General features: G+C 46.7%; 16 protein-coding genes. 9 read left to right on the forward strand and 7 right to left on the reverse strand.

What is annotated here, in order from left to right; all coding sequences use genetic code 11:
* Positions 1–4: 4 nt before the first annotated feature.
* Entirely contained in the window at positions 5–607 is a 603-nt protein-coding gene (locus tag HP399_RS11475) for a YhcN/YlaJ family sporulation lipoprotein (RefSeq protein WP_173617188.1), read from the reverse strand.
* Between the two features lie 202 nt (positions 608–809).
* Between HP399_RS11475 and HP399_RS11480 the strand changes: the two genes are divergently transcribed.
* Positions 810–2144 (forward strand): PhoH family protein, encoded by a 1335-nt coding sequence (locus HP399_RS11480; protein WP_173617189.1) that lies wholly within the window; start codon positions 810–812, stop codon positions 2142–2144.
* A 335-nt stretch (positions 2145–2479) separates the two neighbouring features.
* Here the strand turns inward: HP399_RS11480 and HP399_RS11485 are convergent, their stop codons facing one another.
* Positions 2480–2956 (reverse strand): DinB family protein, encoded by a 477-nt coding sequence (locus tag HP399_RS11485; RefSeq protein WP_173617190.1) that lies wholly within the window; start codon positions 2954–2956, stop codon positions 2480–2482.
* A 138-nt stretch (positions 2957–3094) separates the two neighbouring features.
* Between HP399_RS11485 and HP399_RS11490 the strand changes: the two genes are divergently transcribed.
* Both HP399_RS11490 and HP399_RS11495 read left to right on the forward strand, forming a co-directional pair.
* Positions 3095–3541: a hypothetical protein gene (locus HP399_RS11490; RefSeq protein WP_039960866.1), complete on the forward strand. Its 447-nt coding sequence runs from the start codon at positions 3095–3097 to the stop codon at positions 3539–3541.
* Positions 3542–3623: 82 nt separating this feature from the next.
* On the forward strand, positions 3624–4163 hold the full coding sequence (locus tag HP399_RS11495) for a hypothetical protein (RefSeq protein WP_173617191.1): 540 nt from the start codon (positions 3624–3626) through the stop codon (positions 4161–4163).
* A gap of 52 nt (positions 4164–4215) precedes the next feature.
* Here the strand turns inward: HP399_RS11495 and HP399_RS11500 are convergent, their stop codons facing one another.
* Complete coding sequence (locus tag HP399_RS11500; protein WP_173617192.1) at positions 4216–4716, reverse strand: hypothetical protein; 501 nt, start codon at positions 4714–4716, stop codon at positions 4216–4218.
* Positions 4717–4779: 63 nt separating this feature from the next.
* On the opposite strand from HP399_RS11500, the gene HP399_RS11505 reads away from it, so the two are divergent.
* Both HP399_RS11505 and HP399_RS11510 read left to right on the forward strand, forming a co-directional pair.
* Positions 4780–5427, forward strand: a complete 648-nt coding sequence (locus HP399_RS11505; RefSeq protein ID WP_173617193.1) for an MBL fold metallo-hydrolase — start codon at positions 4780–4782, stop codon at positions 5425–5427.
* A 95-nt stretch (positions 5428–5522) separates the two neighbouring features.
* Positions 5523–6779: a CapA family protein gene (locus HP399_RS11510; protein WP_173617194.1), complete on the forward strand. Its 1257-nt coding sequence runs from the start codon at positions 5523–5525 to the stop codon at positions 6777–6779.
* 13 nt (positions 6780–6792) lie between these two features.
* Here the strand turns inward: HP399_RS11510 and HP399_RS11515 are convergent, their stop codons facing one another.
* Positions 6793–7869 carry a hypothetical protein gene (locus HP399_RS11515; RefSeq protein ID WP_173617195.1) on the reverse strand — a complete coding sequence of 359 codons (1077 nt, stop codon included), beginning with the start codon at positions 7867–7869 and terminating at the stop codon, positions 6793–6795.
* A 93-nt stretch (positions 7870–7962) separates the two neighbouring features.
* Between HP399_RS11515 and HP399_RS11520 the strand changes: the two genes are divergently transcribed.
* Positions 7963–9060, forward strand: coding sequence for a class I SAM-dependent methyltransferase (locus tag HP399_RS11520; protein WP_173617196.1), 1098 nt, complete (start codon positions 7963–7965; stop codon positions 9058–9060).
* Between the two features lie 49 nt (positions 9061–9109).
* Here the strand turns inward: HP399_RS11520 and HP399_RS11525 are convergent, their stop codons facing one another.
* Entirely contained in the window at positions 9110–9376 is a 267-nt protein-coding gene (locus HP399_RS11525; RefSeq protein ID WP_017249582.1) for a DUF2626 domain-containing protein, read from the reverse strand.
* A gap of 138 nt (positions 9377–9514) precedes the next feature.
* Positions 9515–10213, reverse strand: coding sequence for a helix-turn-helix transcriptional regulator (locus HP399_RS11530; RefSeq protein ID WP_173617197.1), 699 nt, complete (start codon positions 10211–10213; stop codon positions 9515–9517).
* Positions 10214–10676: 463 nt separating this feature from the next.
* Between HP399_RS11530 and HP399_RS11535 the strand changes: the two genes are divergently transcribed.
* The 3 genes from HP399_RS11535 to HP399_RS11545 all read left to right on the forward strand — a co-directional run bounded on the left by HP399_RS11535 (position 10677) and on the right by HP399_RS11545 (position 12685).
* The gene (locus HP399_RS11535; RefSeq protein WP_173617198.1) at positions 10677–11054 is read left to right on the forward strand and encodes a Spx/MgsR family RNA polymerase-binding regulatory protein; all 378 of its coding nucleotides are present in this window, start codon (positions 10677–10679) and stop codon (positions 11052–11054) included.
* A gap of 87 nt (positions 11055–11141) precedes the next feature.
* Positions 11142–11909: an enoyl-CoA hydratase/isomerase family protein gene (locus HP399_RS11540; RefSeq protein ID WP_173617199.1), complete on the forward strand. Its 768-nt coding sequence runs from the start codon at positions 11142–11144 to the stop codon at positions 11907–11909.
* Between the two features lie 134 nt (positions 11910–12043).
* The gene (locus HP399_RS11545) at positions 12044–12685 is read left to right on the forward strand and encodes an RsfA family transcriptional regulator (protein ID WP_173617200.1); all 642 of its coding nucleotides are present in this window, start codon (positions 12044–12046) and stop codon (positions 12683–12685) included.
* An 86-nt stretch (positions 12686–12771) separates the two neighbouring features.
* Here HP399_RS11545 and HP399_RS11550 read toward each other — a convergent pair whose 3' ends face one another.
* Positions 12772–13239: an N-acetyltransferase gene (locus HP399_RS11550; RefSeq protein WP_007723302.1), complete on the reverse strand. Its 468-nt coding sequence runs from the start codon at positions 13237–13239 to the stop codon at positions 12772–12774.
* Between the last annotated feature and the right edge of the window lie 35 nt (positions 13240–13274).

Consider the following 13274-nt stretch of genomic DNA (forward strand, 5'->3'; position numbering starts at 1 on the left):
TCTTTTAAGGTGTTCCTGTACGATTTGCGTTGATCTTGTTTTGTCCTTGCGGCTCTTTGTGCATGCGTTTTTCTTTTACTTGAGCAGGTGTTTCTTCGCGAGGCTGCACACTGCGCGGTAGTTGCGGTATGATCCGACCTACGATATCCGCTAACTCTTCCGTAATTCCGGCAACAGGATGACCGCGGCGAATATCATCTCTCATCTCCCGTAACCGTTGTACGACGGCGGGGTCTGCGGTTACGACAGCGTTCGCTCCTTGAGGGTCTTCTTTCAGTGCCTCCGCAACCGTATACTTAATGACGCCAACTTCTGGGCGATCCAGATTCGGGTCCACAGTAATACCAACTACGGCATATTTGCCCAAGACCACAGCAGTCGCGCTGTGTACTCTTTTCACACGTGTTGCCAGTTGGACCAGACGATCAGCGGTAGCTTGCGAAGATTGATTATAAGCAGGCTTAGGAGCTGTTTGCTGAACGCGTTGAGTATGAGTGGCATGCTTCGGCTGTGCAGCCTGATTCGCCGGTGGTTTATTGCCCGACATGCATGCTGTAAGCAACAAGCTAAAACCGAGGCAGAAGATCATGATCCGTTTCACAGGCATTCTCCCTTTCCCAGTATTGCCTTCCTTCGTGAGGAGGGCAGGGTTACAAGTATTTTGTTCTGGGCTGCCCATTTTCATTCTGCCAATGGGTCGTCTATCTCTGTCTACCTGAACATAGACTGTAGTACATCACGTCGCCGCATTTGAGCATCCCTCCAAAAATTGCATAAGGTATTTAAGAAGGGGAATAGGAGGCGAGATTTTGAAGAAAATCTACGTACTGGACACAAACGTACTCCTGCAAGATCCTAGGGCGATGTTTTCTTTCGCTGACAATGAAATTGTCATACCAGCTGTCGTATTAGAAGAAATCGATTCCAAAAAGCGGTACATGGATGAAATTGGCCGCAATGCTCGGTACGTATCTCGGCTCTTTGACAGTTTTCGTGAGCTGGGGCAATTGCACACTGGCATTACCCTAGAAACAGGTGGGTTGTTTCGGGTGGAACTGAATCATTCCTCTTTCCACCGCCTTCAGAAACAATTCACGGAAATGAGCAATGACAACCGCATTTTGGCGGTCGCACTAAACTTACAGGAGGAGGAAAACGGAAAACCACAGCCAAGGCCAGTCATTTTGGTAAGTAAGGATGCTCTTATGAGGGTCAAGGCGGATGCATTGAATATTTCCGCAGAGGATTTTCTTTCGGATCGAGTTGTGGGGGAGTTCTCCAGTATTTACCCGGGGTATCAGAAGATGATGGTAGCGTCCGACATCATCAAGGCTTACTACGCGACAAGAAAGCTGCAGCTGGCCTCCTGCTTTCCACGCTATCGCTTTTACCCTCATCAATTTTTAGTGCTGAAGGATGAATGTAACCCATCTATTTCAGCGATTGGAAAAGTCGACTCGGACGGAAAAATGTTAGAAATGCTTGTGTCAGATGATGATCCGATTTGGGGCATCCGAGCCCGTAACGTGCAGCAACGGATGGCAACCGAATTGCTGCTGCGAGATGATATTCCTTTAGTAACCATGACCGGGAAGGCCGGTACAGGAAAAACCTTGCTGGCATTAGCAGCGGGCCTGCTGCAAATCGAGGACCAGCAAAAATACAAAAAACTGTTAGTGGCAAGACCTATCGTTCCGCTTGGAAAAGACATCGGTTATTTACCCGGCGAAAAAGAAGAAAAGCTTCGACCGTGGATGCAGCCGATTTATGATAATTTGGAATATTTATTTAACACAAAGCGCCCAGGTGATCTCGATAAAATTTTGGCAGGCATGGGTAGTTTGCAGGTGGAAGCTTTGACGTATATTCGTGGGCGCTCCATCCCAGAACAATTTATTATCATTGATGAAGCCCAAAACTTGACAAAGCATGAAGTGAAGACGATCCTGACGAGGGTGGGGGACGGTTCGAAAATTGTGCTAATGGGTGATCCTGAGCAGATCGATCATCCGTATCTGGATGAGAGCAACAACGGTTTAACCTACGTGGTAGAAGTATTTAAAGATCAAAAGCTAGCAGGACATATCCAGTTGGAAAAAGGCGAACGGAGTGTGCTCGCACAGCTGGCCGCAGATTTATTGTAAAGAAGATGTATGAAAAACTGCGAGGAGGTCATACTATATTTGTCGAGCCCGATGATTCATGTAAGTAAACGGCGAAATGCCTTGCAGGAGGCGAAGATCCGTGGATAATCATGATCAAGCAATCGACGAAAGTCGTATGGAAATACACCGATTCCTTTAGCTACTTTTCTCTACGATGGAGGTTGAAGAGCCAAAGAGAATAACCGGTAGAACCCCATAAGCAATTCGGGCTCGACAAGGACCGCTCCTCATTGGAGCGGTTTTCATTTTTTGCATATTCGGAGGCAAAAAGAAAAACGCGGATAAAAAATACCCGCGTCTTTGTTCGATTTTCCTTATTTAGCAGCTGCGACCGCATTTCGCAATGACGAAATACATCCGATGTGCATTCCTTCATGGAAAAGATTGAAAACCATCATTTCCCCATAAGTATGCATAGTGCCTTTGTCGCCTAGTTCAAACGGTTTTGGCAATGGATCATTCAATCGGGAATGCAATTCTTCTTTGATTCGCACATGCTGTTCCTTTAGCTCGGTAGCTAAGGCTTCGAGGGAAGGCCCTTCTTTTTGCCAATCAGCAGGCTTGGTTCCTGGAGCGAACATGGCTGCGTAATGCGGAGGACATTTCATTCCTTCTGGTCCGAAGAGCAAGTAATCTTGTGTCAGAAGAATATGACCAATATTCCAGCGAATGTTGTTTTTAAAGCCAACTGGAACCACCTCTGCTTCTTCCTCGGTTATTTCCGTCAATCTCGCCAAAAACATTCCGCGAATCAAGTCGTACTGATTCCATACAAAAGAAAAGTCCTGCATAGCAATCCCTGCCCTTCCTCATATTTACATGCAACAACATGTTACCGCATAAACGGCAAAGGGGAAATATACAAACTGCAAAAAAATTTGCAAGTTGTCCCTCCAACTCCATACATATGTACAAAGGAGGGAAGCATGATGGTTACGTTGGATTCATCTATTTCTTTTTTGATTTATATAACAGCGGTGTCCAGCGCGGCAGCAGGTGTAACGGAAGCATTTAAATCAGTCATTCCCTTTTTGGCGACGGACTATGAGGCGAAAGAAAATTGCTGGGAGGATCAGTATCACGCTGCTCGATTGATGCATTACAAGCGCTTTTTCAATTTGGTAATTTCCGTATTGGCTGCTGGTGTCATTTTTGGCATGCTTGGTCTGGATCCGGCTCTCATTTTAACTGGTTCTGAATCCGCTTATGTAAAAAATTCGTGGCAGTTAGGAACCTGGATGTGGGGAATTGTTGCGGTGTTTGGCTCACCGTTTTTCGCATCACTCCTCAAAATACTAGAGAGCTTCAAACAATCGGTGGATAGCAATCTGCCGCCTAATCGACCGCGCCGCAAAGTCAGCGGCACACGAGAATAACCTCGTCTCCCTATGGTTGCCCGATGCTTGCCGGATACGCTAAGATAACCAAAAGAGCGGTAGCAAAGGTGGGCACAACTGAATGATGTGGAAATGCTTGCGAATGACTGCGTTTTGGATGTTAACAGTAGTTGTCTTGGTGGCATGTTCGGCCCAGTCGGAACCAACTGCTACATTTGACCCCGAAAATCAAAAGGAATATGGAGTAAACGGCATTTATCTCGGACAGAACATAAAAGAAGCGATAGATATTTTGAAGCCGACAAAAGCTGATTTTATGGATATGGTGACAAGACAAAGCTACACAGTAGAGCAGATGGCGCAGGGTGCGGGAGATGCAGTGATGGGCATGCTGCTAATTAACCAGACCCAGATGATGATCAAAGTCCACAAAGGTGAATTAACATCGATCATGCTGGGAGGAGTTCCCCGTGAGGACGCGCAAAAATTCAAAACATATCGAGGACTCGCCATGTTTGATAGTGCTGAGCAGCTAGAGAAGCTGTACGGCATAGGAAAAGGCGAACAAGAAGTGGTATATGAAGGCAGCAAATACACCGCCAATTTTGGTCTTGTGGACAATCAAGTGGTGTGGTTCCGATTTGATCGTAAATCATCGTAAAAAGGAGAAGGGAGTCCTCTTATCAGGAACTCCCTTTTTGCATGGAAAGGATTCATTTAGTCGGATGGTGCCAAACGAGTTTCACTTGATAAGCCTTCGCGATTCCTTCTGCCAGTGGAATCAAGCTCTGATCGATCAGGTAGGCTTCGGGTTGGTGTGTATTTTCGGGTATCACGCCTAGAACATGCTCGCGGAGTTGCTCCATAGCAGCCCACTGATCTTCTGATTGGGATGGAGCTCCGAGCGTTACGATGGCAACTTGATCTGCATATACATACAAATGTTCATTTTGGGATAAAAAACCGATATCATCGAGTTGATCAATTGTGGTTGCAGACGGGAGAAGCAATAGGGAAAAGGCATCGCCTAACATGTTGGACTTCTCCAAAATGGTTTCCAGCTTCTCCTGTTCAGCTTGATTCTCTACAATAAAAAGCAGTTTGTCCCGATCAAAGACATTGACATGATCTCCGATTTTATGTATGACTTGAGCATAGAAGCCAGGGAGCTTCCCGGCTGGTACATTCAGTTCAATTCCGTACATATGGCGCATGTCATACCCCCATGTTTGCAAGCGTGTTTTTTCTATCGTATCAAAAAATCAAGGAGGTTTCCTATGACGAATCAAAATCTTACCATTGAATCTTATGCGTTGGGAGCATTTCAAACCAATGCGTATGTGGTGACAAACACCGATACCAACCAAACCATTGTGATTGACCCGGGCATGGAGCCAGATCAGTTGCTCCGCGCACTCGAGAATAAAAATGTTGTTGCCATTCTTCTGACCCATGCCCACTTGGATCATATTGGTGGTCTCAACCAAGTAAGAGAATTGACAAAAGCATCGGTTTACATTCATCCACTGGAGCAGGACTGGCTCACGAACCCTGATCTCAACGGATCTCGACGCTGGAATCTGCCTGAACTCATCGTATGTGAGCGGGCCGAGCACGAGTTGGAGGATGGTCAGACGCTGGAATTGGCAGGTTTTCACATTCAGGTTTTGCATACGCCAGGTCATTCACCAGGCAGCTGTTCCTTTGTAATTGGCCAGCACTGCTTCGGTGGTGACGTTCTGTTTAACCAGAGCATCGGGCGTACGGATCTCTTCGGAGGAGATTACGAGACACTGATGATCAGTATCCAGGATCAACTGTTTGAGCTCGATGATGAAACCATTGTTTATCCAGGACATGGACCGAAGACGACGATCGACTATGAGAAAACGTACAACCCGTTTGTCACAGGCATGCTTCGTTAAATCACTTCATCATTCTTTATAAAGGTTGGGAGAGGATTTTGTCAGCTGGTGGAGAAAAGGAAGGGGGTTACCATTTACTAAAGGAGCTATTCATTATGAAGCGAACATGGAAATGGGCACTCATTCTCGTTATCGCCTGCACGAGTCTGGTTGGGTGTGCGGCACCCATCGCCCAAGCAGATAAGACGAACCAAGCTCCCAACGTGAAAGCGCCTGATCCCGAAACACCACCGCAGACAGCGCCCAATCATCAGGAGACACAACCTCCGCCTTTGCCATCAAGATTTCCGGAACAGCGCATCTCCCTTCTTGCCGTTGGTGATATCATGATGCATCAGGAGCAGTTGGATGCCGTTTGGGACCCAGCGACGAAAAGCTATGATTTTAAACGATTCTTCCCGAATGTCATCCCGATGTTCCGCGAGGCAGACTGGGTCATCGGCAATCTTGAGACAACGATGAGCGGTAGCAAGGAAAAATACTCAGGCTATCCGATGTTTAATTCTCCTGAGTCGCTTGCACATACGTTGAAGGAAATTGGATTTACTGCGGTATCGACAGCGAATAACCATTCGATGGACCGCAAAGAACAAGGGGTTCTGCAAACCATCAAATATCTCGATGAAGCCGGTCTTCCGCACACGGGAACGTTCGCAAGTTCCGAGGATCGAGATGAGCCCTTGTTGTTGACCAAGGACGGATTCACACTAGCCTTGCTATCGTATACGTACGGAACGAATGGAATCGCGATTCCAGAAGGCAAGCCGTATCTGGTCAATCTGATTTCGCCTGCGCTGATGAAAAAAGACATCGCACGGGCAAGAGAAAAAGGAGCCGATCTGGTTGCAGTAGCGCTTCATTTCGGAAATGAGTATCAACGCATGCCCAGTCCTGAACAAATCAAGAGCGCCGAGCAAGCTCTAACATTTGGAGCGGATTTGATTTTGGGTGCGCATCCACATGTGGTACAACCTTATGAATGGAAGACGGTTACCCTCGAAGATGGACGTCAACACAAAGGACTGATCACCTACTCTTTGGGTAATTTCATCTCTGCGCAGCGTTGGGACTACAAGGATGTTGGCGCTATCCTGAAGCTCGTGCTGTACAAAAATGAATCAGGAGAGGCCAGCATCGAAAGTGCTGAAATGATTCCGACTTACGTTCATTTTTATCGGAAAAATAACAAGCGCAACTATGTCATTTACCCGGTGTCAGAAACATTGGAAAAGCTGAAGCAGGGACAGAAATACCCTACGCTGACGAAAGAAGCTATCCAGTACATGACACAATTGCAGAAGGAAATGCCGGCTCATGTCAATAAGGTTGTCTCCAAGAAAAAAGCCAGCTAATGAATAGCTGGCTTTATTTCTTTCCGAATCCAAATGGAAGATTGAATTGTAACTGGAGTTTTAATTCTTCGTCCATCAGCGTGATGCCTTGCACTTGGATATTGGGGGAGATCAGCTCCGGATAAAATCCGAGATCGTACGCTTCCTCCATTTCCTCCACGGTCGATTGAGGCAAGGCAAAGCCGTCAAAGTACAGCTCGGTAATGTGGAATTTGAGTTGGGTAGGAGAGACGAGCTCATAGTTACCAACGAGCTTTAGCTCCATCTGATCATAGGTGCCTTCCACGGTCAGCTTGTTATCCTCAAAAGAGAAATGGGATTGTTTGAACAAGGCGTCTTTCTCTATCAAAAAATTGTTGAAGTCAGTCTGGTTGATGGTTAACGTATGCTTGAGGAGCCCTTCCGACTGAATTCGATCGGGCGTCGCCAACTCGGGAACTTGAACCATGACCTGCGCGAGCATTCCGAAGAAGGTCTGGAAAGCGGGCAAACCACGTTTTTCCCAGTCTAAAATCAAGTGATTCATCATGGATTCCACAACCGTCGGGTCATCCAGTTTTTGTACGTTTTTTTCTTTTTCAGCGGCGACGGCGAGCATCTCTGCTAATTGAAGCTCGTATTTTTTTCGCAGCGTTTGAAGTTGGTCCAATCGATTCTTTTTGTCGGTTTGCATCGCGGTGAGCTTGGTGCGCTCAGTATGATAGGACTCTAGTCGAGACATGTCACGCTCGTACAAGATCTCGTAGAAGTCGTACATCAATAAGAACTGATTGAAATTTTCCGCATTTAATAGTAACGTCAGAAGATTAGTACGCTCGCCCATGTAATAGGCCCGCGCTACCTCACCGGCCCGGCGTTGTGTCGCTTCCATCACCAGCTTTTGCCGTTGCAAATCGAGATCCATTTGAGCGATTTCCCCGTATGTCCGCGTCTCTTCTTCCTTGAGTAAGATGAGGGTTCGCTCCAGCTCTTTTTGTGTAAAATGCTGCTGCAGGATGAGCTGCTCCAAAGGAGTAGAGGTCTCTTCCTGGGCGAACACCGTCGTCAGTGGACATACAAGTAGGAACAAGACGAGAAGAAATTTGCGCATGATTTCACCTTTTGCTTTTGCCTTTCCATATTGTATGCTTCTTTTCGTATTATAGCCTTATCTAGTTGAATTTGGATAGCAGGAGAAGAGCTTATGACGATGATTGAACTGATTCGCGAGGAAATAGCAAGCCAACCAGGGAAAGCGATTACGTTCGCGCGCTTTATGGAGTTGGCCCTCTATCATGACACTTTTGGATATTATATGGTCGAACAACCCAAAGTAGGTAAAGCGGGAGATTTTTATACGAGTGCATCGGTGCATCCTGTCTTTGCGGAAACAATCGCAGATGCAGTCTTGGCATTATGGGAGAAGGCGGATATCACTTCGCCTGTGCTCGTTGAGATCGGTGGGGGAACCGGAGCTGTTTGCCGTCACCTGCTGGAGCGCGTCCGTGAGAGCAGGCCAGAGGTATACAAAGAGCTGACGGTCATTTTGATAGAGGCGAGTCCGTATCACCGGAAAATGCAGCAGGAGGCGCTCCAGTGGCACGAGGGTCCGAAGCGTTGGTACTCTTCCGTGAATGAAGCTGCCAAGCATGAAAAAATAGAAGGGGTTATTTTCTCGAATGAATGGCTGGACGCATTTCCGGTACATATAGTGGAGAAAACCAGATCCGGCTGGCAGGAAGTGTGGGTGCGTGTTGGTGAGGACGGGCTGGAAGAGTATCTAGGGGAGATGACACCAGCTCTAGGGGAATATTTGCGTGAGCTGAACTTGAAGCTGCCAATCGGAATGCGGATCGAGATAAATATGGCGATGGAGCAAGCTGCACAAGAAGTTTCCGGCCTATTGAAAAAAGGGTTCGTCATCACGATTGATTACGGTGATCTGCAAGAAGAGCTTTACCATCCCAGTCGGAAAAACGGAACACTGATGTGCTACCATCGTCATCAGGCTCATACGAATCCGTATATCAACATAGGTGAACAAGACTTGACGACACATGTGAATTTTTCTGCGTGGAAGCAGCATGGAGAAAAGGCGGGTTTACGGGAAATAGACTATATGAGACAGGATCGGTTTTTGATGCGGAATGGCTTGCTTCATAAAGCGGTCGCGCATATGGATACAGACCCTTTCACGAGCGTTGCGATGAAACGGAATCGAGCGATCCAGCAGTTGATTGATCCTGCTGGCTTGGGTGGGCGTTTTTGGGTCATGGTCCAAGAGAAAGGCACCCGGGAGTAAAAGAAGAGGAGAACACAAAAAAAGATGCTCATGGCGAGCATCTTTTTTCTTACATGATCAATTGTAGAAAAGCGTGTTCTTGTGGGCCAACAGGCATCACGAAGAATGTGTAATACGTGAATCCAACAAAAGACAGGAACATGAAGCCGAAGAAAATGTTTAGGTATACTCGTTCAGTCAGGTTCATATAGCTCAGCGCTACAAAGAAAGCAGTCAAACTGAAGAAGATGAGCGCCATCGGGTACAATTCTGCCCAAAACGCCATCAACGCGATCACGATGGTCCAGAAACCAAGAACGCGATACATACGATCCATTTTTTGTCCCCCCTTTTTGCCTCGATCGGTAAGATTTACAAGATTCCTCCCCCATTATATAGGACAGGTGAACACGTGTAAACGATAAAGGTATGACGGATTGTTGTCACCCGGGGAGGAGAGACTGGACTTGCGGTGCTAATACTGAATCACCGTATAGTTGCAGGATTGGCATCCGCGAATTTTGGAATCATCCTCACGTAATTCAATGTTCCCCAAGTACGTTTCGAATATTCCCATCAACAGAGCGTTGTGCATCTGGCATACGGCATTCGGATATTTTTGGGCGCTGTCAGAGAAGGTGCAATTATTTACGCGAAAACGCAGCTTTCCTTCGTCCATTGCTTCGATGTCTGGTTTCAATCCCTGAGCCACGACAATCCGATGGACCAGGTCCAATTTTTCTTCCATAGAGGCTATTTCTAGATTGATTCCGCTTTGGACAACCGCCCGTTTTGCCATCTCTGTTCCAATGCGATGTCCCATTTTAATTAGAGCGGCTTCGCCAGCTTCGCCGAGCGAGAGCAGGCTTTCAATCGCGATATCGGCCAACAGCTGATAATCACGAGGAGGGAATTGCAGACTCACAACCTGTTCAGACAGTGAGTACAACCGACTGGGACGTCCTCCCTTACCACTTTTGTCTGTAACAGCAGTGAGTAAATTCACGTCCTCTAACTTCGTCAAATGCAAGCGTGCCACATTAGGGTGGATAGAGAAGTGATCAGCTATATCCTGAACCGTGATGGGATCTTTACTGTAGGCGACAAATTGGTAAATGGAAAAACGGGTGGGGTCAGCTAAAGCACTGGTTAACTTTTGCGCATCGTGGTCCATGCCGATACCCCTTTCTCAAAACAATCTCCATAAGATCAAATTCAAAAAGTCGTCTTTTTAGCACCGAGAAAGTGGTGAGAACCTGAAAAAGGAGGAGCGGAGTGTAGGGGACCTACATGAGCACCGGACTTTGAAGGTGAACGCCTCTTTCGATGTTGCCCAAGCTTTCGGGACTCCTTCGTGATCAAAAGACGACTTTTTGAACAATCTCCATAAGTGTATCCCATTTTGTGTTACTTGTTAAGGTAGCAGTGTGCTACAACAGCATATCACACGAATTTTCATCTAGTTTTTAAATTAACTACTATTGACATAGTGTTAATGAAGCAGTAAAATCCAAAGTAAGGAAAGAAAATTTATTGACTAACTTTTTGTAAGAGATTAAACGAAACATCAAGAACTACAAATGGTAAGACTTTTATAGATGAAATCACTCGTGATAGATGAGATGGAGGGGTAACAAATGGCCGTTGCTGAACGTACACAAACACAAAAATTAACGTTTTTCACTTATCCTAGCTGCACATCCTGTCGCAAAGCGAAGGCATGGCTGGCAGAAAACGGAGTGAATTACGAAGAGCGTCACTTGTTCAAAAATCCACCGACAGCGGAAGAACTGTTGGATATTATCAAAATGACTTCAAATGGATTGGATGAGATCCTGTCGATGAGAAGTCAGCGTTTTAAAAACCTGGATGTCGATGTTAATGATATGTCTGTGAAGGAACTGCTCGAAATGCTTAGTGAAGAGCCTCAGCTTTTGAAGCGTCCGATCCTGACTGACGGTGAAAACCTGATCGTCGGATTCAATTCTTCCGCCATGAAAAATCTGCTGTCCTAATGAAGAGGGGGGGAAAGACCTCCTCTTTTTTGTTTGTCCATCGAAAGGTAAAATAAAGCCACAAGCTGATAAAAGGTGGGTGTTTTTATGGAGACCTTGCTTTTGCAAAAACAGGACGGTATCGTAACGATCACATTAAATCGGCAGCATGTACATAATGCGATCAGCGTGGAGCTGGTTGACGAACTGCATCAGGTCTTACGAGATTGCCAAGCCGATCCTGAGGTAAAGGTTCTGATTGTGACGGGGACAGGCAGAAGCTTTGTTTCCGGAGGCGATCTGAATCAGTTTATTGCAGCGCGCGGTTTTGAACAGGCGCATCCTTTGCTCAGTAAAGTAACAGGGCTTTTGTCCGCCATTGATCAGTATTCGAAACCGGTGATTGCCATGATTAACGGTGCAGCGGTCGGAGGTGGCTGTGAGTTTGCGGGCGCGTGTCATTTTCGTTTTGCCAGTGACCGGGCGACCTTCGGGTTTGTACAAATCAGCATGCATATTACGACAGGCTGGGGTGGAGGAAGTCGGGTGTTGGACTTGCTGCCAGAGTCAAAAGCACTCGCTCTCCTGTTGACTGGTGACAGATTGCGTGCAGAGGAAGCCAAGTCCTACGGCTTTGTTGACGAGGTATATACAGAAGAGAAGCTGCATGAGGAAGTATATCGTTTTGCTCGAAAAATCGCTGCCCAGCCGCTAACTGGCATTGAGGCGTACATGAAGGTTTTGCAGTGGAAGCGTATGGGCATTCCACAAGAAGAACGAATCCGGCGCGAAGTGAGTCAATGTGCGCATCTTTGGGGTAGCCCTGAACACGTCACCGTAGTGGAAAGCTTCCTGACAAAGCGCCCCACGTCCTGATCGATGTCGTCCTTTTCGTTTAAACATTTATTTGCTTGGACATACTTTTTCTAGTAGAAAGCGATTCTACAAGAGTAGGGAAAAGCATAGGATGAATTACATCATCCTTTTTAAAGGTAACGGGAGGGACTCATATGGTAGCTTCCAGACAAGACGCATGGACCGAAGATGACGATCTAGTGTTGGCGGAAGTCACCTTGCGCCACATACGCGAAGGCGGCACACAGCTTGCTGCATTTGAAGAAGTGGGTCAAAGGTTAGGAAGGACAGCAGCTGCGTGCGGCTTCCGCTGGAACAGTTGCGTGCGCAAACGGTACGATGCGGCTATTTCGATTGCGAAAAGCCAAAGGCAGCAGCTGAAAAAGCTCGGGAGGATTCAAGCACCGCCTCCTGTGGTGGCTGAGGTCGAGGTCGTCACATTGCACACAAAACGATCTGAAACACCAGTAGCAGAGGTACAAAAGTACGCGGATGTAGAGGAGCAGCAGATTGAAGCAGTCATTCGCATGCTCGGCAATCAAAAAGAAATGACTCGTCGCTTGCGACAATTGGAACAAGAGTTGGAAGGAAAAGAGTTGGAGTTAAAAGAATTGAAAGAAGCCCACGAACGCGCTAGAAAAGAGCTGGATCAGGTTCAGGGTGTCAATGATGACTACCGTGCCTTGGTACAGATCATGGAACGTGCACGCAAGCTTGCTTTTTTACAGGAAGAGGATTCCAACAAAGCGATCTTCAAAATGGATGAAAACGGAAATTTAGAGCGTGTGGAAAAATAAGCGCAAGGCATGAAAAAAGAAGCGGTCATTGATCCGCTTCTTTTTGTTTACGCATTCATTTGTCGTTCATGTTGGGAAAGGGAGAGCTAGTCTTGCAGCTCTACGCTCTCTGGCAACCATACGTACGGGTTTTCACCACGGTCACGCATGAGGTTGTATTTCACAGGCGTGAAGCCCATTTTCAACCAAAAATCGTCTGCGCGACAGCGGGAGTTGGTTTTAATAGGAGCTCCAAAGCTCTTCGCGTGGTTGACCAAAGCAGTTCCGTAATCTTTGTGACGGTAGTCGGGCAGGACTTCGAGCTTCCACAGCTCGTAATAGTCTTGCGCAGGTTGGAAGTAACGATCGTATTTCCCGTCAATTTTGTAGAGGCTCATACGTGCTACCATAAGATCGTTGTCATAAATACCGTAAAATGGAGATTCCGAATCGTTTTCCACGATGTTCGCCTCCAGGTCTTCCTTCATAGAAAGCTCCTCCAGGCCAAATTCGCGAAACTTCTGGAATTCCTCCAGTGTCTTATAGTTGATTTGCAAACGTCTTACTTCAAACATGGTTAGCCACTCCTCTCACAGCTCTTTGCCTTGGC

Source organism: Brevibacillus sp. DP1.3A (assembly GCF_013284245.2).
GTDB lineage: Bacteria > Bacillota > Bacilli > Brevibacillales > Brevibacillaceae > Brevibacillus.

Excerpts from the sequence above, each read along its gene's own strand:
- HP399_RS11475 (WP_173617188.1), bottom strand. The coding sequence starts at position 607 with ATGCCTGTGAAACGGATCATGATCTTCTGCCTCGGTTTTAGCTTGTTG.
- HP399_RS11485 (WP_173617190.1), bottom strand. The coding sequence starts at position 2,956 with ATGCAGGACTTTTCTTTTGTATGGAATCAGTACGACTTGATTCGCGGA.
- HP399_RS11490 (WP_039960866.1), top strand. The coding sequence starts at position 3,095 with ATGGTTACGTTGGATTCATCTATTTCTTTTTTGATTTATATAACAGCG.
- HP399_RS11495 (WP_173617191.1), top strand. The coding sequence starts at position 3,624 with ATGATGTGGAAATGCTTGCGAATGACTGCGTTTTGGATGTTAACAGTA.
- HP399_RS11500 (WP_173617192.1), bottom strand. The coding sequence starts at position 4,716 with ATGCGCCATATGTACGGAATTGAACTGAATGTACCAGCCGGGAAGCTC.
- HP399_RS11505 (WP_173617193.1), top strand. The coding sequence starts at position 4,780 with ATGACGAATCAAAATCTTACCATTGAATCTTATGCGTTGGGAGCATTT.
- HP399_RS11510 (WP_173617194.1), top strand. The coding sequence starts at position 5,523 with ATGAAGCGAACATGGAAATGGGCACTCATTCTCGTTATCGCCTGCACG.
- HP399_RS11515 (WP_173617195.1), bottom strand. The coding sequence starts at position 7,869 with ATGCGCAAATTTCTTCTCGTCTTGTTCCTACTTGTATGTCCACTGACG.
- HP399_RS11520 (WP_173617196.1), top strand. The coding sequence starts at position 7,963 with ATGACGATGATTGAACTGATTCGCGAGGAAATAGCAAGCCAACCAGGG.
- HP399_RS11525 (WP_017249582.1), bottom strand. The coding sequence starts at position 9,376 with ATGGATCGTATGTATCGCGTTCTTGGTTTCTGGACCATCGTGATCGCG.
- HP399_RS11530 (WP_173617197.1), bottom strand. The coding sequence starts at position 10,213 with ATGGACCACGATGCGCAAAAGTTAACCAGTGCTTTAGCTGACCCCACC.
- HP399_RS11535 (WP_173617198.1), top strand. The coding sequence starts at position 10,677 with ATGGCCGTTGCTGAACGTACACAAACACAAAAATTAACGTTTTTCACT.
- HP399_RS11540 (WP_173617199.1), top strand. The coding sequence starts at position 11,142 with ATGGAGACCTTGCTTTTGCAAAAACAGGACGGTATCGTAACGATCACA.
- HP399_RS11545 (WP_173617200.1), top strand. The coding sequence starts at position 12,044 with ATGGTAGCTTCCAGACAAGACGCATGGACCGAAGATGACGATCTAGTG.
- HP399_RS11550 (WP_007723302.1), bottom strand. The coding sequence starts at position 13,239 with ATGTTTGAAGTAAGACGTTTGCAAATCAACTATAAGACACTGGAGGAA.